Below are 22,339 nucleotides of genomic sequence, written 5' to 3' on the forward strand. Positions count from 1 at the left end.
AGTCGACGCGCATCCGGTGCCGGTCAATACACGCCCGGCTGGCCTTCCGGGCGCGTCTTGAAACGCTTGTGCACCCAGTAGTACTGCTCCGGCATTTTCAGAATCTGTTCTTCCAGAAACGCGTTCATGCGGCGGGCATCGGCGTCGGGGTCGCCGCTGGGGTAGTTTTCCCACACCGGGAAGACCTTGAGCCGGTAGCCCTTGTAATTCGGCAGCACCTCGCCGATGAACGGCAGGATTTGTGCGCGGCCCACTTCCGCCAGTCGCGACACCGACGTCAGCGTGCAGGCCTCGACGCCGAAGAACGGCACGAACGTGGAATTGCGCGCGCCGTAGTCCATATCGGCGGCCAGCATGACCGGTTTCTTCTTGCGAAACATGCGCAGCACGTCGCGGGCACTGTCACCGCGCGGGATCATTTCGGCGTCGAACCGGCCGCGCTGCTCCCGGGCCATGGCATCGAACGCCGGGTTCGACATGGGGGTGTAGAGCGAGGCACAGGGCCGGTGCAGCGAGTAATTGATGAAAACCGAACCGGCTTCGATCCCCACGAAGTGGAACCCGAGCAGGATGGTCGGCGGCATGTTCGGATCACGCAGATCCACGGCCGAATCAAGCTCGATCAGCTTTTCCAGCTTCTTGCCGTCGGCAAACCACTGCACGCTGCGCTCGGCGTAGCTGCGAATGGCGTGCACGAACGACGCCCGCGCCACGCGCTCGCGGGTGGCGTCGTCCCAGTGCGGGAAACACAGGCGCAAATTGGTGTGCACCACGCGCTTTCGCGAGCTGGGAATGAGGTACAAAAGTTGTCCGAGGCCCGCGCCGAAACGCGCGACCCAGCTATAGGGGAGCAGGTTGAGCCCCCGCAGCAGGCCTACGCTCACGTAGTACCCGATGGATTTCTTGGGAGTGGTTGCCATGTCGCCAGCAGATTTTCTACAGGGGCGTATAATAAGCGACATCGCCGAGTTAACTGACAACTTGCGGGGCGATTCGAATGAGCCACCCTATCTAGGCAGCCCATTCGACTAATTTATCCGCTAAAGCGTCGCCGCTTCTTCTCCGATGACGGCTACGTGAGTCGCCAATCATTCGTTACAGAGGAGCCTGAAGTGGCGAACGACTATCTCTTTACTTCCGAATCGGTATCCGAAGGTCACCCGGACAAGGTCGCTGACCAAATCTCGGATGCTGTCCTTGACGCGATCCTGACCCAGGACAAATACGCGCGCGTCGCCGCCGAAACGCTTTGCAACACCGGTCTCGTCGTGCTCGCGGGTGAAATCACCACGACCGCCACGGTGGACTATCAGCAAGTTGCGCGCGAAACCATTCGCCGCATCGGCTACGACAACACCGACTTCGGTATCGACTACAAGGGCTGCGCCGTGCTGGTCGCCTACGACCGCCAGTCGCCCGACATCGCGCAAGGCGTGGACCGTGCCCATGACGACAACCTCGATCAGGGTGCCGGCGACCAAGGCCTGATGTTCGGCTACGCCTGCGACGAGACGCCGGAACTCATGCCGCTGCCGATCTACCTGTCGCACCGTCTGGTCGAGCGCCAGTCGCAAGTGCGCCGCGACGGCCGCCTGAACTGGCTGCGTCCGGACGCCAAGTCCCAAGTCACCATCAAGTACGAAAACGGCCGTCCGCACAGCATCGACACGGTCGTGCTGTCGACGCAGCACTCGCCGGACATTGGTCTGGAAGCGCTGCGCGAAGCCGTCATCGAAGAAATCATCAAGCCGGTGCTCCCCGCCGAGCTGATCAAGGGCGACATCAAGTTCCTGGTGAACCCGACCGGTCGCTTCGTGATCGGCGGTCCGCAAGGCGATGCCGGTCTGACCGGCCGCAAGATCATCGTCGACACGTACGGCGGTGCCGCACCGCACGGCGGTGGCGCGTTCTCGGGCAAAGATCCGTCGAAGGTCGACCGCTCCGCCGCCTACGCCGGCCGCTATGTCGCGAAGAATATCGTGGCTGCCGGTCTGGCCTCGAAGTGCGTGATTCAGGTGTCGTACGCCATTGGCGTGGCGCGCCCGACGTCGGTCATGGTCAACACGTTCGGCACGGGCAAGATCAGCGATCAACGTATCGCCGAGCTGATCGAAAAGCATTTCGACCTGCGTCCGAAGGGCATCATCCAGATGCTCGACCTGCTGCGTCCGATCTACGAGAAGACGGCTGCCTACGGTCACTTCGGCCGTGAAGAGCCGGAATTCACGTGGGAAGCCACGGACCGCGCCGACGCCCTGCTGGCCGACGCCGGCCTGCGCGCCGTCGCGTAAGCTTCACACGCTGCCTGTCACCGTCAGCGCTCGCTGACGGCAGACGGGACAACGTACAGATGTAACGACGTAAAGAAAAACCCCGCTCGGGTCTTCCCAGCGGGGTTTTTCTTTGCCTGCGGTGCTTTCAAATTCCGGTGCGCCAACTCAGCGCAGCAACTGTTTGATCATCATCGCAAATCGCTTGCCATACGGCGGGTTGAGCAGGCCCGCGCCGTTGAATCGCGCCTGCCGGAAGATCGGCTTCTCCTTCGAGAACGTGCGGAATCCGGCCTCACCGTGATAGCCCCCCATGCCCGACGATCCCACGCCACCGAACGGCAGCCCATGCTCCGCCACGTGCAGCAGGGTGTCGTTGATCGTCACACCGCCCGAAATCGTGCCGTCCACCACCCGCTCGATGCGCGTGTCGTCGGTATCGAACACATACAGCGCCAGCGGGCGCGGACGCTCGTTCACATAGGCGATGGCCGCGTCGAGATCGTCGTACGGCACCACGGGCAACAGCGGCCCGAAAATCTCCTCGCGCATGACACGCATGCCGTCGTGCACACCGGTGATGACCACCGGCGGCAAGCGTCGGCGCTCGGCTTGCGCAGGCGCATCGAACAGCGCATGCGACGTCGCCCCCAGTTCGGCAGCCTCGCCCGCGAGCCCCGTCAATCGTTCGAAATGGCGCGGCGAGACGATGCTCGTGTATTGCGGATTGTTCACTGCATCGGGATACAAGCGAGCGGCCACCTGACGCGCCGTCGCGACGAACGCATCGAGCTTTTCGCGCGGCACCAGCACGTAGTCCGGCGCGACGCAGGTCTGCCCGGCGTTGACCAGTTTGCCCAGCATGATGCGCTCGACCGCATGCTCCCAGCGCGCCCCCGGCCCGATGATCGCCGGCGATTTGCCGCCCAGTTCAAGCGTGACGGGCGTGAGGTGTTCGCTCGCCGCGCGCATGACGTGATGCCCGATCGACGTTGCGCCTGTGAACAACAAATGATCGAACGGCATCGTGGAGAACGCGCGGGCCATCTGCGCGTCGCCGGTGACGACGGTCACCCACTCGACGGGGAAAAATTCGGCGACGGCCTTCGCGAAGACTTCCGCAAAGCGCGGCGTCACTTCCGAGACCTTGAGCATCACCCGGTTGCCCGCCGCGAGCGCATCGGTCAACGGGCCAACCGCGAGAAACAGCGGGTAGTTCCACGGCACGATCACGCCAACGACACCGAGCGGCTGCGGCACGATGGCCGTGCGCGCAGGCAGCAGCCAGAGGTTGGCCCAACCGTGCGTGCCGCGCATCCATCGGCGCGTGTTGGCCAACGCATGCTTGAGGTTGCCGTGCGACGGGAACAACTCCAGCATGTCGGTCTCCTCCGCCGACCGGCCCCCGAAGTCTTCGTCGATGGCTTTGGCAAACGCCTCGCGATACTGGTGCAGCATTGCCTGCAAGGCCTTGAGATGCGCCTTGCGTGCCGGCCAGTCGACCTGCGGCGCGGCGTCGTGTGCACGGCGCATCGCGTCGATACGCGGCAACAGCATGGCGCGCGCGATATCGTCGTCGGATGCCGCGTGCAGCGCGGGCGGCGCGTCGTGCAGGCCGCCGAACTCGTGGTTATGTCCCATGCCGTCCTCCCTGTGGCTGCCGATGGCCGCCGTTGTCATTATTGTCATTTGGTACTGCACGTCCTGCGAATATGGCGAGTGCTGCGGATATTACGGATATTGAGGTTCAACCCGCGAACGCTCGGTCCAGCCACGCGCGTTGCACACCCACGGCCAGTGATTCAGGCATCACGCCATAGACGCGACCGCCATGATTCGCCAGACGGCTCTCGACAAAGCCATGCGCCAACTCGGCCGGCGCATGTTCAAGCAACAACGTGGCCTGTGCGAGCAGTACGATCTGCTGCGCAATCGCACGCGCGCGCACGGCGTGCGTTGCCGGGTCGGCAGCGAGCCAGCCGTGCAGTTGCGCCAATGCCGCGCGCAACGGGGCGTGTGCGCCCACGCGTTGGCCCAGCCAGTCGAACCATGCCTGTGCCACTTCCGGTTCGCGCCCGATGGCGCGCAACACATCGAGGCACATCACATTGCCCGAACCTTCCCAGATGGAATTGACCGGCGCCTCGCGATACAACCGCGCGAGCGGCCCGGTTTCCACATAACCGTTGCCGCCCCACACCTCCATGCATTCGCCGGCGAGTTCGAGCGCGCGCTTGCACACCCAGAACTTCGCGGCAGGCAACACAATGCGTCGCCATGCGCGCTCGAGCGGGGCATCGTCATCCGCCCCGGCCGCGTCGAACGACTGGGCCAGCCGCATGGCGAGCCACGTCGCGGCTTCCGACTCCAGCGCAAGATCGGCAAGCACGGTCGTCATCAGATCCTGATCGACCAGCTTGGCGCCGAACGCCGTGCGATGCCGGGCGTGATGAATGGCCTGTACGACACCCGTGCGCATCATCGCCGCACTGCCGATCACGCAGTCGAGTCGCGTGTACGTCGCCATCTCGATGATCGTGGGAATCCCGCGTCCCTGCGCGCCCACGAGCGTGCCGTAAGCGCCCTGAAATTCGACCTCGCTGCTCGCGTTCGAACGATTGCCGAGCTTGTCTTTCAGGCGCTGAATCTGCACGGCATTCTTGTGGCCGTCGGGTGTGTAGCGAGGGACGAAGAAACACGACAACGCGTCGCTGTCGTCAGCGCGGGCGAGCACCAGATGTGCATCGCATTGCGGTGCAGAAAAGAACCACTTGTGGCCGACCAGCGAATACGTATCACCGCCCAACGCACGGGCGACGGTCGTGTTCGTGCGAACGTCCGACCCGCCCTGCTTCTCGGTCATGCCCATGCCGACGAGCATCGTGTGCTTCTGCGCGAGCGGCAGATCACGCGAATCGTGTTGCGGCGCGAACAGTTTGTCCTTGATCGTGGGAAACAGCGACGGCACCTTCGACAGCACCGGAATACTGGCAAACGTCATCGTTGTCGGACACAGCGACCCCGCCTCGTTCTGTGCATGCAGAAAATACGACGCCGTGCGTGCAGCCATCGCCCCCGCCTGCGGATGCGCCCACGGCAGCGACTGCAATTGTGCACCGCGCAAAAGCCCCATCAGCGCGTGCCAGGCTGGGTGAAATTCCAGGTGATCGATGCGGTTGCCGCGCGCATCGAAGGTCTGCAACTCGGGCTCGTGGCGATTCGCCGTCTCGGCCCACTGCTGCACTTCCGCCTCGCCCAATCGCGCGCCCTGACGATGCAGTTCCTTCGCATGCCAGCCGGCATTGAACGTCGTCACGGCGGCCTGCAACGCCGCGTCGGTGGTGTACAGGTTGTAATCGACGAGCGGCGGCACCTGATTGGTGACGTCGTGGGTTTGCCAAGCCTCAGTCATCCGTGTCTCCCTCCGGGAATGCCAGCCGTGTGCGTGCCGTGCAGGTCGTTGATGCGTGTCGATGGACGTTATTGCGCTCGATCGGACGGTCACACCAAGTCGATCATTTCATCATAGCGGTTGAACTCTGCCGTCCGCACAAATTAGAGGAATGCTTCACATCGCGCGCGAATCGGAGAAATGTCTGCCTACAATGAGTGCCGCCGCTTCAGGTCACAGCAATCTGACGCATGCGGTGCGGCGAATAGCAGTGCACAAGAAAGATAAATACAAAGCAGGCAATGCAGTGCCCATCCAAGGGAGGATGACAGCATGGACTATGACTACGTCATTGTCGGTGGCGGCTCGGCGGGCTGCGCGCTCGCCGCACGCTTGGCCGACGGCTTACCCGGGCGCACGATCGCCCTCATCGAAGCGGGCCCGCCCGACAACAGCTTCCTCGTCAGGCTGCCGCTAGGGCTCGCGGCGCTGGTGCCATTCCGGTCACGTCGCAACTACGGATTTCGCACGACACCGCAGGCGGGTCTCGGCGGGCGTCAGGGCTACCAGCCCCGCGGCCGAGGTCTGGGCGGATCGAGTTCGATCAACGCCATGATCTACACGCGCGGACACCCCGACGACTACAACGACTGGGCGCAAGCCGGTTGCACCGGCTGGGGCTGGAACGACGTGCTGCCGTACTTCCGGCGCAACGAAAACAACGAACGCGGTGCCGACGACTGGCACGGCAGCGGCGGCCCGCTCAACGTGGCGGATTTGCGCACCGTCAACCCGTTCTCGCGGCACTATGTCGACGCAGCTCGCGAAGCGGGCTTCCCCGTTTCCAGCGATTTCAACGGTGCGCAATACGAAGGTGCGGGCATCTATCAGGTCACGCAGAAGGGCGGCGAGCGATGGAATGCCGCACGTGCGTATCTGCATGGAAAAACGCGTGCGAATCTCCATGTGATCACCGATGCGCTGGTGCAGCGAATCACCTTCGACGGCATGCGCGCGACGGGCGTCACGCTGCAACGTCGCGGTGCGCTCGAGACGCTCAAGGCGCGTGCGGAAGTGATCCTCAGTGCCGGGGCTTTCAACTCGCCGCAGTTACTGATGGGCTCGGGTATCGGCCCGGCAGCGCAACTGCGTGAGCACGGCATCGCCGTGCGGGTCGATTCGCCGAACGTCGGCGAGAATCTGCAAGATCACATCGATTTCATCATCAACAAATACGTCGCGCACAGCGATCTGGTGGGCTACACGCCACCGGGCCTATGGCACTTGCTGATGCAGGGCGTGGCGTATCTGCGCGACAAGCGCGGCCTGCTTGCGAGCAACGTTGCCGAAGCGGGCGGCTTTCTCAAGAGCGATCCGGGTCTCGTTCGCCCCGATCTGCAAATGCACTTCCTCGTGGGGATTTGCGACAACCACAACCGGCGTCTTCATCTGCGGCGTGGTCTGTCGTTGCATGCCTGCGTGTTGCGCCCGAAGAGCCGTGGCCGCGTCACGCTCGCCACGGGCGACATGCGCGATGCACCACTGATCGATCCTGCGTTTCTGCAAGCACAGGAAGACGTCGACACCTTGCTGCGCGGCGCCCGCGTGATCCGCCGGATTCTGGCCGCACCGTCACTCGCGCGCTTCGGCGGAAGGGAATTGCACAGTCGCGGCGTGGAATCGGACGAAGCACTCATGGCACTGATTCGCCAACGTGCCGACACCATCTATCACCCGGTCGGCACTTGCCGCATGGGCGGCGATGCGGCGTCGGTGGTCGATACCGAACTCCGTGTGCGGGGTGTCGACGGCCTGCGCGTTGTCGACGCATCGATCATGCCGACGTTGATCGGCGGCAATACCAACGCACCGTCGATGATGATCGGGGAAAAGGCGGCGGACATGATTCTGCGGCAAGCGCAGCGTCAGGTCGGCGGCGTGGACGCCGGCCGTGATCGCGCCGCCAATGCCGGACATGCAACGTTAGCTGCCCGCGTACAACCACAGGCCTAGAAACCGCTCGCCCCAGAGTGCGCTCGCTACGGCCCCGGCGGCGAGCCACGGGCCGAACGGCAGCGGCCCGCACATCGTGCGGCCGCGCAGTATGCCGAGAATGCCGAACGCGAGCGTTGCCGCCACGGCGCCGAACGCCAGCGTGAGCGGCACGCCGATCCATCCGAGCCACGCCCCACAGGCGGCGACAAGCTTCACGTCACCGCCGCCCAGTCCTTCGTTGCCGGTCAGCAGAAAGTGCCCCCCGGCAATGAGCCACATCGCGACATAGCCCAGCGCGGCGCCAAGCACCGCATCACTTACCGGCACCGTCACGCCCGCGACGCTCAGCAGCAGACCGATCCACAACAGCGGCAACGTGATCACGTCGGGCAACAGACGGGTTTCCGCATCGATGAGTGAAAGCGAAAGCAGCGCCGCGCCGAAACCGCACCACGCAAACATCGTTGCGTACAACATCAACGGCGCGAACGTCCAGCCGATGGCCGCGAACATGACACCGGCGCTCAATTCGACAATGGGATAACGCAAGCTGATGGTGGCGTGGCAATGCGCACAGCGCCCCCGCAACAAGAGATAACTCACCACGGGCAAGTTGTGCCACGCAGGGATGCGATTGTCGCAACGCGGACAACGCGACGGCGGCCACGCCAGATTGAAGATCGGCGTAACCGGAGGCATGTGCCCGGCCCAATGGGCCGCCTCGCGCGCCCACTGCACTTCGAGCATGCGTGGCAGCCGCCAGACCACCACATTGAGAAAGCTGCCGATGAACAGGCCGAGAATGCCCAACATCGCCGCGAAGCTCTCGCGCGGCAGCGCCTTGATCGAATGCACCAGCAGGTCCAGAAGGTTCGCCATCATCACATCATCGACTGCGCGTGCTCACCTGCCGCACGACCGATCTGCAACATACCGGCCACGGTCACCACGATCGTCAACCCCACCAATGCCATCAGCACGGAGCGTGCCGCCGCCGCGCGCGCCTTGATGCGATCGGCGGTCTCTTCGATGGTCATCAACCCGATCTTGCGAATGCCGACATCGAAGTTGGTCCGCCCGGAATATTCGACGAGACGATCGAACACTTCCTCGTTGAAGAGCCCCGTGTCCATGGCCTTGATCATGCTTCTGTCACTTCTGAGCGACGCGCGCATGCGCAACAGATGCGAGCGCATCCACGGCGACGCGCCCGAGAGGAGCAACGAGATCGCATCGAAGACCGAGGTCTTGGCACTGGTCAGTGCCGCGAGTGCCACCAGAAACTCACCGGAACGCACGTCGCGATAGACGGCGTACGGCCCGAAATCATCAAAACGGCGACGCAACGGCCCGGTCCAGCGGCTGAGCGACCACGACATCACGACCAGCAACACCAACGGCACACCGTAGAGCAGCGGCCACCAGTTGGCGACGAACCCCGACATCACGTACAACCACGCCCCGATCATCGGAAACTTCTCCGGCGGCATGATCTCGGTCATGATCGGCATCATCCCGTAAGCCACCCCAAGTTGAATCGCCGCGAGCAATACCGACATGAAGATCGGCAGCGTGATCGCCCCGGAGATCGCGCTGCGCGTCTGTTGTTGCAGTGTCACGACGCGTGCGAGAAAGCGCAGCGTACCGGGCAGATCACCTTTTTCCCCCGCAGCAATGACCACCAGATCGGCTTCCGGGATCGTGCCCTCCAGCGATTTTCGCAAGTTCTTCGAGCTGGCCCTGTCGCGCCACACGGCGTACAGCGGCGCCATTGCGTTGCGGCGCTCCTTCGCACGAGCGCACCGGCGCGAAAACAGGTCGAACGGATTCGCACCGTCTTCGATCGCGTCGGCAAAGTCGCTGTAGAACTTCGCGCGAGTCTTGTGGAACTGGCGCTTCGCCTTGGCTAGCCCCGGGTAGGCGTCACGCGGGGGAGAGAGTTTGGCGAGGAATCGATTGGCGGCGTCGAGCATGGCGTGGAGGTGAGACGTCAAAACATCATTGCAGGAGAAGAAAGCGGCCGCGACGACTCACACACTCGCGAGTCGTCGCGGCGTCGTGGCCGTCGGCGCGGTGGCTTGGGGAAGGTGATACTTCTTCAATTTGTAGAAAGACGCTTCGATGTCGCGCGGGTCGATGCGTCCCTGTGACATCTTGTAAATCGCATGCTCGATGGCGGTCTTGCCCGTCATGTCCGGGCTGGTGAGATCGCCGTTGTGACTCGCGCGCCATTGCCGCTCGGCTTCCCAAAAATGCGACTCGCGCAGCAGATCGAGCATGTCGTCGGTCAACTCACAGACCTCGGCGACAACGGTTTGCCCCGCCGTACCTCGCCCCTTGCACCGCTCGCAGCCGGCCCCCTCGACGCAGACATTGGCGACATCGATACCGAGCGCCGCAATGACGTCGAGTGCGGGTGCATCGAGATTGCCGATCGCGGGCAATTTGCAGTGCTCGCACAGCACGGGGATCAGCTTCTGATACACCATCGCCGTCAAGAAGTTGGGTGACGTGACGGCCGCCAGCGGCATGCCGATCTCATCACTGACGAGGCGCGGGATGATGCCGAATGCGCTCGACGCGTGCACGGTGGAAAGCACTTGGTGGCCGGTCTCGGTCATCGACTTCGCGAACGAGCCTGTCTCCGAATCGCGGATCTCGCCAGGCATGAGCTTGTCCGGGTCCCCCCGCAACAACACCTTGGCCGCCGCGCCGAACGCGGATTCTCCCGCACCATCTTCGGCCCGCCGCTGAATCGGAATCTGCGTCATGTGCGGCTGGATGTACTCAACCGGGTCTTCGATGGAGAAAAATTTCTTGCCCGAGTCGCGCTCGTACATCATCAACGTGCGAAGCGTCGTGGACTTCCCCGACCCGGTTTCCCCTGCAATAATCGTGAGACCCGGGCTGCGATGCAAAGCGTCTTCGAGCACTTCGACTTGATCATCGGAATAGCCGAGTTGCGAGAGCGAGAGCACATCGCCTTCCACCGCTTCATTAAGGAGCAAACGCAGCACCACATCCACGCCGCGATTCTCCTTCACGCTCTGGAATCGCAATTGATATTTGCGCTGGCGAATGGAGAGCGGAATCGAACAGCTTTGATGCTGATCTTCATCGAAGTGGTTGTGACTGCGGCTGCTCGGATCGGCCCGGGAGTTGTACGCGGCGGACACCGCGTCAAGCATCGCGTGATAGTCGCGCGAGAGCCGGTCGCTGTCGCCGGTCACGCGCAGCTTGCCGTGAATGCGCATGCGCACCTTCACGTGTTGCCCGTCGCGAAATTCGAAGTGGATGTCTGACGTACCGGCTTCGACCGCCTTCTCGATGAGTAGATCGAAGTTGCGATAGGCCCCGGTGCGTTGCTCGTCGGATCGGCCATCGTCATCGTCTTGCTGCTGCAACTGCGACTGCATGAGCAGAATTTCTTCGGTGGTGCCGACATAGATGCCTTCGAGATCGAGGCGATGCGTGGCGCGCACCGCCTGATCGAAGCGTTCGAGCAAATCGGAGCCCTGCATGCGCACAAAGGTCGTGTGCTCGATCAGCACCAGAAACAGTCGTGGCTTCATCGCCACCAGCACGAGCGAGCCTTGCTCCGCGCCGGCAAGCGTCAGGCCGAGATCCTGACGCCAGCCGAACGTCTGGATATCCTCGGAGCGTAGATCGGCGACGGGGCGGGCGACGGGGCGCGTGCCGCTACGTCCGTTCGCTCGCGCCCACGCGACGCGAAGACGTTCACCGATTGTCGCCATCGTGCCGCCCTTGTGCAGCGTGCTGGACAGCTAAGGCATCAGGCAGCAGCAAACGCGCGGGCTTGCCATGCCGTTTCACGTCGACGAAATCGTCACCGATGCTCACTACCTGCCAGTCGCCGACGTGATCACCGCGCTTCACCGTGTGGCCGAAGCGGCCGTCGACGCGCAGGTACGCAACGGTAGTGTTTTCCACCCCCTGTATGAACAGCAACTCGGGCGGCGAGTCCACCCGGGCGGGCTTGCTTGCTACATCGGGGGCAATGCCGTCCGGCGATTGTCCATTGCCAGCCGCCTTATCCTCCTGTGCATCTTGCGATGCCTTGAGGTGGGCGCGCGCAAACGCATCGATATTCTCTTCGGCATGCGCAGGCGTGGACAATACGGCAGCAAATGCCACCGCGAGCCGTACGAGATGACGTGATCTAGTGGACATAGTAGGTGCCTTGAGCGGTGAAGACGGGCTTGCCGTCGCTGATGTCGATCTTCACGTCACGCAGCGACATGTTGCCCGCGCGCATCATCAGACCGGCGACCGAATCGAGAAATGCGAGATGACCGGCCATCTGCCATTCGCCCTTGGCAATGGATGGCGGCACGTCTTTCCCGGCCGCCGCCGTTGGCGGTGGCTTCACCAGCGGTTCGGCCATCGTGAGCGAGATATCCATGCCGTAGTCGCCCAGCGCCTGCAAGCGCGCGCCGGCCGTGCGGAGAAACTGATTGCGGGGAATCGGCGTGACGCGGGCGTCGGCGGCGGCATCTACGTCCTGCCCGTCGTCGGTGATCGCCACGACCTCTTTCGCGTGGTCCAGATCGACGATCATCGCGTCGGGCCGCTGTGAAAGCAGCAAATCGAACGTGCCGCCTTCCTTTCGCCGCCAGTCGATGCTGCAACGTGCTGCATTGCACTCGATGCTCGCCGGACGCCATCCGCCAGCACTCGCCGGGAGTGCCTGCACCACCGACTGCACACGCTGTGCGTAATCTGCACCGAAGGCAAACGGCTCGGCGGCAATGGCCCGTGCGAGCGAACGCTTGTACGCATCGACCGGATCGACCCGATTCGCGGCGGCCCGTTGTTGTTGTTGCAGATCGTCGTACCAAGACCAGCCCAGCCAGCCCGCGCCGCCAAGTCCCGCGACGATCAGCAGCGCCACGGCAGCGATGGTCAGTTCTCTCGCGGGCAGCGGCTTGCGCACGAGTTGCAGCCGCGCTTCAGCAGGCCGCTCGCGGCGCACATGCTCGGCGATGGCATCAAGGGAGAGTGAAACGTCGGGGGGTGGCAAATCGGCCAATTCCATTCCGGCAATCTTCACCGGCCCTTCGACTTCCGCCGTCCATCCCGCGAGACGCGCCTTCAGATGCGCAAGCGGCAGCACGGTATCGATGTCGGGGCGGCGGTCTCGCAGCGTAACGAACAGGGCGGCCGAAGGGTCATCCGGATCGGCATGGACGAAAGCGACATTCGCGCCGTCGACCATCTGCCCTAGCACGGCCGCAAGCGCATAGCGATCGGGGACTGCCTCGTCTTTTGACGCCACGGGCAGTGACATGAGCCCCACGGTGCGGGTGCCGGAGCCATCATCGGCCACAGCGAAGTGCGACGCATCACGGCTTCGGGCGAGGCCGCGAATCTCCGTCGGCTCCTTCTGCAAACCGATGAGCGTCTCCCACTGCGCGCCGACGACGAGATGATTGGAGAGTGCGCGTGTCATCTCACACGCCCTCGGTCAGTTCCGGCGAGATCACGATGACGACCTCGTTCACCCGCTGGCGCGCTTCTTTCGTACCGCCCTCGTAAGCAAAGATGCCGTCGCGGTCGGTGCTGTCGTCCTTGCGCCGGAAGCCGCTGAGCACCAGCGTATCGCCCGACTTCAGCGACGCGCGCTGCATCGTCTGAATCGATGCCGTCAACGGCAGTTGCATGAACGTGCCTGTGCCCAAACCGTCGTCGTGGCGGGCTTTATCGTCTTCGTCCTTGCCGCCGTCGACGGCCACCTTCACATCCTTTCCATCGACGCTGACGCTTGTACCGCCGCCGCCCTTGCCCCCGGCGTCGCTGCCGCTCGGCGCCTCTTTGCCGGTGCGTAGATTGATCTTCTCGAGCTTCTTCAGATCGGACATATCGATCTGCACCTGCAACATCACGCTGCGGTTATCCATGACAGTGGGCAGCAAGTTCATCACGAAACCCGTCGTCAGCACGGACTGCTCTGCGGTCACGACAGCCTGGCCGCCGTAGTTGCCGGGTGTCATGCTGGTCTGCGCGACGAAGCCCTGATTCTGCGTCACGGCGACTGGCGCGGGTTGATTGTTCAGCGTGACGACGGTCGTATCGATGATGGCGCTAACACGTCCCTGCTGACTGAGCGCCTTGATGAACGCCGTGGACCCGGCCAGCACGCCGCGAGGAATCTTGCTCACGCTCAAGCCACCTTTGCGTGCCATCAGCGCGCCGCCGAGCGCCGGGCCGCCTAGTCCTGCAACCAATCCACCGGCCGATTGATAGACCAGATTCCAGTCGATACCCGCCGCCGAGTTTTCTTCGAGCGTGACGGAGTACACCTGCACGCGCAGCTTGACCTGACGGCCCAGCACGGCATTCTCGGCGTCGATGTATCGCTTCACGCGTTCCATGACTTCTGCGGTGTCGGTGACGACAAGCGAGCTCGTGACCACCGACGGCGTGACGCGACCGCCATCGGAGAGCATGTCGGAGACAGTCTTGACGAGATCGGCCCAGTAATCGAGTTTGGACTCCGTCGTCACCTTGGCGTCGGCATTGAAGTCGAGTTTGACGCCACCGGCCGAACCACCGCCACCGCTCCCGCCCGAAGCGCCCCGATCCGCCTTCATCTCCGACTTCTTGCCCACCGATGCACTGAACGTCGAACTCCCCGGCATCATCTTGATCTGGAAGCTTCGCGTGACGTAGCGAGTGAACTGCACGACACCATTGCGATACGACCAGTGCGTGCCCGAGCGATACGCGACGGTGTCGAGCAGGCCGGACAACGTGCCGTTGTAGTGCAGCGGCACGGCAGGTTCGCCGCTGTCCGTGCAATTCATCTGGAAGAGTTTTGACGCGCCACCGCCACCACGGCTGCCGCCTCGCCCCGAACCGCCGCCGTCGTCGCACGACACATCCGCCGCGACGCGAATCGTCAGCCCATTGCCGCGCGCGATCTGCCCGAGCACTACCGACATGGCGAGGGGTGCTCCGGTGGAAAAGCGGACGTTACGTTTGAAGAAATCAGGGAGGGATTCGGTGGCTTCGATCGCCACGGAATGTCTGGCGAGCCACGCGCCGTCGACGTGCTCGATGGCGCGAATCGGTATAGCGGATTTTGCGTCGATTGCCGTGCGCACGGCTTGCTGTGCCTGCGTGACGTTCGCGTCGGTCTTGCCGAGCATTCCCGGCGTACCGCACGCCGCCAGTAACGTGATGGCGCACAATACGCCGAGTCGCTTTCTCATGGGTTGCTGGTCTTTGTTATGGTGGGCTGCCGTGTGACGCACGACCAACGTTATTGCGTGGCGTGCACGACGCGCAGCACGCGATTGGCCTCGTAGACTTTCACGCGAATCGGTGCGTCGCTGTTTTGCAGCGACAGCACCACCTGCTCGATGATGCCGAGGAAGTCGCCCGTGAACGTCGCCGGATACTCGATCGGGAAGTCGCGTTCGATTTCCCATGCGAGCTGCCAGCCGTTGGCCTCGGCGTAACGCTTGATGGCTTGCGAAACACGGCCGTCGGAGGGTTGTATGGCGAGCAATTTCTCGAGAGGACCCGCAAGCCCGCCGGCTGGGAGCGTGTCGTTATCCACTGGCGTGTCGCGAGTTCGAGCAACCGCATCACGCGCATCGACTGTCAATGCGGGTAACGGCAGCGCCGCGAGACGGGCGGTTGCCACCAACGGCCGGTGAATCGGGAGCGACGCTGCGATCGAAGTGGACGGCACTTCCTCGTGCGCCACCACGACCGTCGATCCGAACACCGAAAGCGCCGACAAGACTACGAAGTCAAGCTTGGGACGGCTCATGCTCTCTTGCCTCCAATTCTTGTCTGAGAAAATGCGGTGCTCAGCCCGCCAGGGTGAACTCAAGATCGGCTCGGGTCGCTGGGGTGTCGACAGGGGCGGCGGGATCGGCGTTATCGGTGGACAACGCACAACGGGCATTAGCCAATGTCATCGAGTTGGCAAGTGTGATGGCGGGCCCTTTAACGGGCGTTCCGTTGATCGAGAGCGTCGCAAAGGTAGGCATCATTTTTGCCGCGAACTCCCGGCATTGCTCCGTCGGATAACCCGCTGACGTCACCTGTATGCCGCTCGACGGAAACGTGCCGCTACCTCCCGCCACGCCCTCCACTGTTACAGCGCCACCGAATCGATTCAATATATCCGTGCCGCTTCTGTTGAACCCGTCCATCACACCGGCAGAGACAATGTCTGCTTGATTCGTACCCGTCGCAACGAGACGCCCCGTCGCTACCGCGTTCTGCACCGCCAGCGAGGCCATCTGCCAGTCCTTGAGCTCCTGCGTCAGCTTCACGCTGGCCATCAGTCTCGGCACCCCTACCATCGCCCCGGCCATGATCAACCCCATCACCGCCACGGCGACCGCCAGTTCAACCAGCGTCACGCCGCGTTGACGGCGCTTGTTCAGGCGCTGCGTCATCTTCGTTTTGAATTGTGCGAGCGCACCTGCATTCACTTGCATAGCCATAAGTCCTCGTCCGAGATCAGAAGTTATTGAGAGGGGAAAGATTCGAAGCGCCGCAGAATTCGCCTTCGCAACGACAGGGCCGATTTATGCCTGAAGGCGATTCGCCGCGTTGTCGGGTGCAGACCGCGTCTTTAGCAAATTGACAATCCGCACAGGCGTGAAAACGCCCATTCACATGCGGTTTCCGATAGGGGATGTCACTCGGCCGAAGCGACCTGAATCGTCGCGTTCTCCCGCCCGATCTAGGCGAGACAGCGAGAGGCGTGGGGAAAGTCGTCAAGTCGAATTCGACGACATTAGGAATCGAACCAACCGCAGAACGAGTATTCGCGGCGGAAGGCGTTTTCGCCCCGATTCAGCGGTTTCACAAGCCACGTTGCATGGCCTGTCTTCGCACTACTGATGAAATTTCCGATGCCGTTCGAATGCAACTCACAACGTCGTCAACAAAAATGGCGGCAGATCGCGCGACAACGTCGCGCCACCTGCCGCCATCTTTAACCGTCGAACTTCAGAGCGTCAGTGCGCGCCCGCCGCCTGACGCTCGGCATGCTCGGCATGCTCGGCTCGCGCCACGCCATGTCCGGTATCGGCATCGCTGCTATCGCCGCCGCCATCGTTCGCCGCCCGATCCCCCGGCAGCACCAGCGGCCCCTTCCCGGCAAACCGGTCGAGATAGAGATAAATCACCGGCGTGATGTACAGCGTAATCACCTGCGAGAACAACAAGCCACCGACCACCGCCAACCCCAGCGGCTGACGCAATTCCGCGCCCGCCCCCAAGCCCAACGCGATCGGCAGCGCGCCCATCAGCGCCGCCAGCGTGGTCATCATGATCGGCCGGAAGCGCAGCGCGCACGCCTGCCGGATCGCCTGATCGGGCGTCATGCCGCCGTTTCGCTGCGCATCGAGGGCGAAGTCGATCATCATGATGGCGTTCTTCTTCACGATGCCGATGAGCATCAAGATACCGATCACCGCAATCAGCGACAGATCCATGCCGAAGAGCCGCAGCGTCAACAACGCGCCGACCGCTGCCGACGGCAAGCCCGCCAGAATCGTGAGCGGATGGATGTAGCTCTCGTAGAGCACGCCAAGCAGCACGTAAATCACCAGCAACGCGCCCACCAGCAACACCACCTGACTCGACTGCGACGCCTGGAACGCCGCCGCATCGCCGCCCCAGCTCGTGATGATGCTCGGGGGAAAACCGAGTTGACGCTGGAAGCCGACGATCTTCCTCGACGCATCGCCCAGCGCCGCCCCCGGCGCAAGATTGAACGACAGCGTGACCGCCTGCAACTGCCCTTGGTGATTGACCGACACCGGCCCCATCTTGCGTTCCACCGTCGCTACCGCCGACAGCGGCACCAGCGCGCCGCCCTTGCCTCGCACGTAGATTTTGTCGAAAGCGCCTTCGTCGCGACGGTCGTTATCCGCCGCTTGCAGAATCACCTGATAGCTGTCGCTCGGCGTGTAGATCGTCGACACCTGCCGCTCGCCGAACGCGCTATACAACGCGCTGCGAATGTCGCCAATCGCCACGCCCAGCGTGTTCGCCTTGTCGCGATCGATGGTGAGCTGCGCTTGCAGGCCCTTCATCTGCGCGTCGGTCGTCACGTCGCGGAAAATCGGGTCGGCACGCATCAGGTTCATCAGCTTGTCCGACCACACCTGCATCTCGCCCGGCTTCACGCTCTGCATCACGTACTGATAGCGGCTCTTGCTCTGCTTGCCGCCCAGTTGCAGGTTCTGCACCGGGTTGAAGTACACGTTCAGCCCCGGCACCTGCTTGACGTCGCGCCGTAGCGTCTCGAGCACCTCGCTCATATGCGGGCGCTCGCCGTGCGGCTTCAGGTTGATGAACATGCGGCCCTGATTGCTGTCGCTGGCCGACACGATCGCCGTATCCACAGCGGGATTCGCGCGAATGATGTCACCCGCCTGACGCAGCAACGTCGACATGGCCGTGAACGAGATATCCTGCGCACCTTCGGCCGTCACCTGAATCTGACCGATGTCTTCGCTCGGGAAGAAGCCCTTCGGAATCGTGGCGAACAGCACCCCGGTCGCGACAAACGTCGCCGCCGCCGCGCCCATCACCCACTTGCGATTCGCCAGACACCAATCCACGCTGCGAACGTAGCGGTCCTGCACCCACACGAAACCGTCTTCAAACCATTGCGTGGCGCGCAACCCCAAGCCTTCACTCTGCTCGTGCTTCAGATAGCGGCTGCACAGCATCGGAATCAGCGTGAGCGATACAGCGGCGGACACCAGAATCGCCAGCGACACTACCACCGCGAACTCGTGGAACATCAGCCCGATCACCCCCGGCATGAAGAAGATCGGGATGAACACGGCCACCAGCGAAATCGAGATCGAGAGAATCGTGAAGCCCATCTCGCGCGAACCGACGAGTGCCGCGCGCAGCGGCGGCACGCCGTTCTCGATGTGACGCACGATGTTCTCGAGCATCACGATGGCGTCGTCCACCACCAGCCCCACCGCCAGCGTGATGCCCAGCAGCGAGATGTTGTCGATGGAATACCCCATGCCCTTCATGAGCGCGACGGTGCCGATCAGCGACACCGGCAGCGACATCACCGGAATCATCGTCGCCGCCAGCCGGCGCAGGAACAGGAAGATCACGAGCGTGACCAGAATCACCGTGAGCCCCAGCGTGAACTGCACGTCGTCGATGGATTCGCGAATCGACACCGAACGGTCGTTGAGCAACTTGACCTGAATCGACTGCGGCATCTGCTCGGCCAGACGCGGCAGCGCGGCCTTGACCTGATCGACCGTGGCCACCGTGTTCGCATTGGGCTGGCGCAGCACGGCCAGCACGATCGAGCGCTCGCCATTGACCCAACTGCCGGTCTTGACCGATTCGACGCTGTCTTGCACTTCGGCCACGTCGCGCAGATAGACCGGGCTGCCGTTCACGCTCGCAATGATCAGGTTCGCGAACTGGTCGGCCTTGGTCATCTGGCGGTTGGCTTCGATGGTCAGCGTCTGGCGGCTGCCGTCGAGCGTCCCCACGGGGCTGTTGGCGTTGGCCGAGGCCAGCGCGCGGGCCACATCGTCAAGCGTGAGCTTGCGGGCGGCGAGCGCATCGGGACGCGCCTTCACACGCACGGCAAAGCGCTTCTGCCCGAAGATCAGCACCTGCGCGACGCCGGGCAGCGTGGAGAGCGTTGGCGAGACGAGGTTTTCGGCGTAATCGTCGAGTTCGGCCAGCGACATCGACGGCGAATTCATCGCGAGGAAGAGAATCGGCGCATCGGCCGGGTTCACCTTGCGATACGACGGCGGTGTGGTCATCTCTACCGGCAGCTTGCGCTGCGCACGGAAGAGCGCGGCCTGCACGTCGACGGCGGCGGCGTCGATATCGCGGTCGCTATCGAACTCGATGATGATCGAGGTCGTGCCCTGCGTATTGGTCGAACTGATGACCGCGACGCCCGCAATCGTCGAGAACTGTTTTTCCATCGGCGCCGCAACGGACGCCGCCATCGTCTCCGGACTCGCCCCGGGCAGCGTCGCGGTGACCTGAATCACCGGCGAGTTGTAGCTCGGCAAGGCCGAGATCGGAATCTGTCCGTAAGCGATCAACCCGGCGACGACCGCTGCCACACACAGCAGAATCGTCATCACCGGCCGGCGGATACATAGTTCGGAGAGGTTCATGGCGTGCTCTTCGGCGAGGTGGCGTCAGCGGTACGCACTTCGGCCGACGTGGCGGTTGCTGCCGTGTTCGCTCTGGCGCTCGCGGCTTCGCCACCGGCAGCGGCGGCCTTCGTCGCGTCCTTCGTCGGCGTCGTCTGCGGCGTCGCGTCGCCACCTTCGCGCGATGCGACCACCGTCACCTTGTTACCGGGCCGCAGGTTCTCCGCGCCCTCCTGCACCACGCGTGCGCCTGCGGGCACGCCTTCGACGACCGCGAGCTTCGCTTCCACGTAGCCGACCTTCACCGGCTTTGCGCTCACCTTCCCGTCGGCACCGATCACATAGACGAACTTGCCGTCCGGGCCGGTCTGCACCGCTTGCGGCGGCACCACGCTGGCCTGCTTCAGAATGCGGCCGATCACGGCGATGTTCAGATACATCCCCGGCCACAACTTCGCATCGCGGTTGTCGTACGCCGCCTTCAGGCGAATCGTGCCGGTCTGCGAGTCCACCGCGTTGTCGATGAAGCTGAGTTGGCCGGTCGCCGTCATCCCCGTCGTGCCCAGCGTGGCGGTCACCGCCACCGGGCCACCGGCGCGCGCCGCCTGCAATTCGGCCAGTGCGCCTTCCGGCAGCGTGAAGCTGATGTCGATCGGATCGAGTTGGGTAATGGTCACGAGCGCCGCGCCGCCCGGCGTCACGAGACTGCCCGGGTGCACGTTGATGGCCCCCGTGCGGCCGTCGATCCCTGCGCGAATCTGGTTGTAGTCGACCGCGACCTGACTGGCCGAGATGGCTGCACGGTCGGCCGCGACCTGCGCGGTGAGGCTGTCTACGCCACTCTGCGCCGTGTCGAGCGCGCTTTGCGAGACGAAGTGCTCGGCGATCAACTGCTTCGTGCGTGCCAGCGTGCGGCGTGCGTTGGCGAGATCGGCTTCATCCTTGGTGAGTTGTGCCTGCACCTTCTTGAGGTTGGCCTCGTCCATGCGGGCGTCGAGCGAGAACAGCAGTTGCCCGGCCTTGACGGAGTCGCCTTCCTTGATATGCACCTGACGGATGATGCTGGAGATCTGCGGGCGCACTTCGATGGTCTGGCGCGCGGTGACCGTACCGTTTGCCACCAGCCGCACGGGCACGTCACGTACGTCGACCGTGGCCGCCGTCACCGACGGGGCGAGCGCCGCCTTGACCGGCTTCTCGGCGCCGCGCGAGCGCAGCCAAGCCCCGGCCCCTGCCACCACCACGACCGCCAGGACGGCGATCACCCAACGGCGGGGGCGCTTGTTACCCGATGTGTTACCCGATTTGCCGCCCGAAGCCGTTTCGCTTGCCGTGGCCGCACCGTGGCCGGCCTGCGGTTGATGGGCGGCAGCCTTGTCCCCCGCCACCGGCAATGGCCGGCGGGCGTTCTCGTCACTCATCTTCTTCCCCGTTTCCCCATGCGGCGCGATCCGTTCGACCTGTTCGATCTATTCGATCTATTTGACAGGTTCGATACGCCCATTCAGCACGACAGGCCCCCGCCCGTCCGGCTGCGCCGGTTTCTTCTATTAAAACGGCCATGGTTTCCCACGGCCGCTCACGTCACCTCAACACCACTTGTTTCGCTATTCGACCCCGACCCTGCAAGGTTTCATTCCACCTTCATGCCCGTCAATTCGGGTCTTGCCGGTGGATAGGACAACTTGAGGTCAGTCAGTGCTTGCACCAGCAACTCTGCCACCATCAGGTTACGGTGGCGTTTCGAGTCGGAAGGCACGATATACCACGGCGCATTTTCCGTCGAGGTCGCCGATAAAGCCGCTTCGTACGCCTTGGTGTATTGCGGCCAGAAGCTGCGCTCCTTGAGGTCGCCCAGCTCGAATTTCCAGTGCTTGTTCGGGTCGTCGATACGCTCCTGCAAGCGCTTGCGCTGCTCCTCGTTCGAGATATGCAGGAAGCACTTGATGATGGTCGTGTTGTTATCGACCAGCAGTTGTTCGAAATTGTTGATGTGGGTGTAGCGGCGCTTGCACTCGTCGGCATCGATCCAGTCGTGCACGCGCGTGATCAGCACGTCTTCGTAGTGGCTGCGATTGAAGATGGCCAGCTCGCCCGCGGCGGGCACCACCATGTGCACGCGCCACAAAAAGTCGCGCGCCAGCTCAATGGGCGTGGGTGACTTGAAGTTGGCCACGCGAATGCCCAGCGGGTCCACGTTCTGGAACACGGCGCGAATGGTGCCGTCCTTGCCGCTGGTGTCCATGCCTTGCAGCACGAGCAGCACCCGGTGCTTGCTGTTGGCATGCAGGATGGTCTGCAACTCGTCGAGCTTGGCGGCGAGTTCCGCCAACCGCTCCTTGTCGTCGTCCTTGCTATCGCCCGAGAACGGTTTGTCGGCCGGATCGTAGTCCGACAGGTCGAGCTTCTTGCCAAACGGTACGCGGTATTTCTCGAACATCGCCAACTCCTTCGTGACAAGCGCACGCCCTTGGGGCGCCAGAGTGGCAGTATCGCGCAATTTGCGGAGGGGAGAAAAAAAGCCCGAT

16 protein-coding genes are annotated in these 22,339 nt (G+C 63.2%); 2 read left to right on the forward strand and 14 right to left on the reverse strand.

What is annotated here, in order from left to right; all coding sequences use genetic code 11:
- Nucleotides 1-23 precede the first annotated feature (23 nt).
- Nucleotides 24-920: a lipid A biosynthesis lauroyl acyltransferase gene (locus tag CDV44_RS21535; RefSeq protein ID WP_058376810.1), complete on the reverse strand. Its 897-nt coding sequence runs from the start codon at nt 918-920 to the stop codon at nt 24-26.
- A 192-nt stretch (nt 921-1,112) separates the two neighbouring features.
- Between CDV44_RS21535 and metK the strand changes: the two genes are divergently transcribed.
- Nucleotides 1,113-2,291, forward strand: a complete 1,179-nt coding sequence (gene metK / locus CDV44_RS21540; protein WP_087690362.1) for a methionine adenosyltransferase — start codon at nt 1,113-1,115, stop codon at nt 2,289-2,291.
- Nucleotides 2,292-2,438: 147 nt separating this feature from the next.
- On the opposite strand, the gene CDV44_RS21545 is transcribed toward metK, so the two are convergent.
- Nucleotides 2,439-3,827 (reverse strand): coniferyl aldehyde dehydrogenase, encoded by a 1,389-nt coding sequence (locus tag CDV44_RS21545; RefSeq protein WP_371328800.1) that lies wholly within the window; start codon nt 3,825-3,827, stop codon nt 2,439-2,441.
- A gap of 190 nt (nt 3,828-4,017) precedes the next feature.
- Nucleotides 4,018-5,682 (reverse strand): isovaleryl-CoA dehydrogenase, encoded by a 1,665-nt coding sequence (locus CDV44_RS21550; RefSeq protein ID WP_087690366.1) that lies wholly within the window; start codon nt 5,680-5,682, stop codon nt 4,018-4,020.
- Between the two features lie 312 nt (nt 5,683-5,994).
- Here CDV44_RS21550 and CDV44_RS21555 point away from each other — a divergent pair, with 312 nt between their 5' ends.
- Nucleotides 5,995-7,674 carry a GMC family oxidoreductase gene (locus CDV44_RS21555; RefSeq protein WP_087690368.1) on the forward strand — a complete coding sequence of 560 codons (1,680 nt, stop codon included), beginning with the start codon at nt 5,995-5,997 and terminating at the stop codon, nt 7,672-7,674.
- Here CDV44_RS21555 and CDV44_RS21560 read toward each other — a convergent pair.
- The 11 genes from CDV44_RS21560 to CDV44_RS21610 form a co-directional block, all read right to left on the reverse strand.
- Nucleotides 7,645-8,538 (reverse strand): A24 family peptidase, encoded by an 894-nt coding sequence (locus CDV44_RS21560; protein WP_249277646.1) that lies wholly within the window; start codon nt 8,536-8,538, stop codon nt 7,645-7,647. The two genes, CDV44_RS21555 and CDV44_RS21560, sit on opposite strands and share 30 nt — an antisense overlap.
- Nucleotides 8,538-9,650: a type II secretion system F family protein gene (locus tag CDV44_RS21565; protein WP_140413281.1), complete on the reverse strand. Its 1,113-nt coding sequence runs from the start codon at nt 9,648-9,650 to the stop codon at nt 8,538-8,540. The genes CDV44_RS21560 and CDV44_RS21565 overlap by 1 nt, the downstream gene beginning before the upstream one ends.
- 36 nt (nt 9,651-9,686) lie before the next feature.
- Nucleotides 9,687-11,411, reverse strand: a complete 1,725-nt coding sequence (locus CDV44_RS21570; RefSeq protein ID WP_087690371.1) for a GspE/PulE family protein — start codon at nt 11,409-11,411, stop codon at nt 9,687-9,689.
- Nucleotides 11,395-11,847 (reverse strand): hypothetical protein, encoded by a 453-nt coding sequence (locus CDV44_RS21575; protein WP_140413282.1) that lies wholly within the window; start codon nt 11,845-11,847, stop codon nt 11,395-11,397. Before CDV44_RS21575 ends, CDV44_RS21570 begins: the two co-directional genes overlap by 17 nt.
- A complete protein-coding gene (gene pilO2, locus CDV44_RS21580) occupies nt 11,837-13,126 on the reverse strand; it encodes a type 4b pilus protein PilO2 (protein ID WP_087690375.1) in 1,290 nt (429 codons plus the stop codon). The genes CDV44_RS21575 and pilO2 overlap by 11 nt, the downstream gene beginning before the upstream one ends.
- 1 nt (nt 13,127) lies before the next feature.
- Nucleotides 13,128-14,888, reverse strand: a complete 1,761-nt coding sequence (locus tag CDV44_RS21585; RefSeq protein WP_141118781.1) for a secretin N-terminal domain-containing protein — start codon at nt 14,886-14,888, stop codon at nt 13,128-13,130.
- Nucleotides 14,889-14,938: 50 nt separating this feature from the next.
- Entirely contained in the window at nt 14,939-15,454 is a 516-nt protein-coding gene (locus tag CDV44_RS21590; RefSeq protein WP_087721780.1) for a toxin co-regulated pilus biosynthesis Q family protein, read from the reverse strand.
- A 40-nt stretch (nt 15,455-15,494) separates the two neighbouring features.
- Complete coding sequence (locus CDV44_RS21595) at nt 15,495-16,133, reverse strand: type II secretion system protein (protein WP_170936062.1); 639 nt, start codon at nt 16,131-16,133, stop codon at nt 15,495-15,497.
- Between the two features lie 525 nt (nt 16,134-16,658).
- Nucleotides 16,659-19,832 (reverse strand): efflux RND transporter permease subunit, encoded by a 3,174-nt coding sequence (locus CDV44_RS21600; RefSeq protein ID WP_087690382.1) that lies wholly within the window; start codon nt 19,830-19,832, stop codon nt 16,659-16,661.
- Nucleotides 19,829-21,232, reverse strand: coding sequence for an efflux RND transporter periplasmic adaptor subunit (locus CDV44_RS21605; protein WP_087690384.1), 1,404 nt, complete (start codon nt 21,230-21,232; stop codon nt 19,829-19,831). The genes CDV44_RS21600 and CDV44_RS21605 overlap by 4 nt, the downstream gene beginning before the upstream one ends.
- Nucleotides 21,233-21,444: 212 nt before the next feature.
- Nucleotides 21,445-22,251, reverse strand: a complete 807-nt coding sequence (locus tag CDV44_RS21610) for a polyphosphate kinase 2 family protein (RefSeq protein WP_058376798.1) — start codon at nt 22,249-22,251, stop codon at nt 21,445-21,447.
- Between the last annotated feature and the right edge of the window lie 88 nt (nt 22,252-22,339).

Origin of the sequence: Pandoraea sp. PE-S2R-1 (assembly GCF_002179865.1) — a bacterium.
Classification (GTDB): Bacteria; Pseudomonadota; Gammaproteobacteria; order Burkholderiales; family Burkholderiaceae; genus Pandoraea.

What these genes read in the sequence shown, in the direction of transcription:
- CDV44_RS21550 (WP_087690366.1), bottom strand. Translation starts at nt 5,682, where the DNA reads ATGACTGAGGCTTGGCAAACCCACGACGTCACCAATCAGGTGCCGCCG.
- CDV44_RS21555 (WP_087690368.1), top strand. Translation starts at nt 5,995, where the DNA reads ATGGACTATGACTACGTCATTGTCGGTGGCGGCTCGGCGGGCTGCGCG.
- CDV44_RS21600 (WP_087690382.1), bottom strand. Translation starts at nt 19,832, where the DNA reads ATGAACCTCTCCGAACTATGTATCCGCCGGCCGGTGATGACGATTCTG.
- pilO2 (WP_087690375.1), bottom strand. Translation starts at nt 13,126, where the DNA reads ATGACACGCGCACTCTCCAATCATCTCGTCGTCGGCGCGCAGTGGGAG.
- CDV44_RS21590 (WP_087721780.1), bottom strand. Translation starts at nt 15,454, where the DNA reads ATGAGCCGTCCCAAGCTTGACTTCGTAGTCTTGTCGGCGCTTTCGGTG.
- CDV44_RS21570 (WP_087690371.1), bottom strand. Translation starts at nt 11,411, where the DNA reads ATGGCGACAATCGGTGAACGTCTTCGCGTCGCGTGGGCGCGAGCGAAC.
- CDV44_RS21605 (WP_087690384.1), bottom strand. Translation starts at nt 21,232, where the DNA reads ATGAGTGACGAGAACGCCCGCCGGCCATTGCCGGTGGCGGGGGACAAG.
- CDV44_RS21560 (WP_249277646.1), bottom strand. Translation starts at nt 8,538, where the DNA reads ATGATGGCGAACCTTCTGGACCTGCTGGTGCATTCGATCAAGGCGCTG.
- CDV44_RS21545 (WP_371328800.1), bottom strand. Translation starts at nt 3,827, where the DNA reads ATGCTGTTGCCGCGTATCGACGCGATGCGCCGTGCACACGACGCCGCG.
- CDV44_RS21610 (WP_058376798.1), bottom strand. Translation starts at nt 22,251, where the DNA reads ATGTTCGAGAAATACCGCGTACCGTTTGGCAAGAAGCTCGACCTGTCG.
- CDV44_RS21585 (WP_141118781.1), bottom strand. Translation starts at nt 14,888, where the DNA reads ATGAGAAAGCGACTCGGCGTATTGTGCGCCATCACGTTACTGGCGGCG.
- CDV44_RS21535 (WP_058376810.1), bottom strand. Translation starts at nt 920, where the DNA reads ATGGCAACCACTCCCAAGAAATCCATCGGGTACTACGTGAGCGTAGGC.
- CDV44_RS21575 (WP_140413282.1), bottom strand. Translation starts at nt 11,847, where the DNA reads ATGTCCACTAGATCACGTCATCTCGTACGGCTCGCGGTGGCATTTGCT.
- CDV44_RS21595 (WP_170936062.1), bottom strand. Translation starts at nt 16,133, where the DNA reads ATGCAAGTGAATGCAGGTGCGCTCGCACAATTCAAAACGAAGATGACG.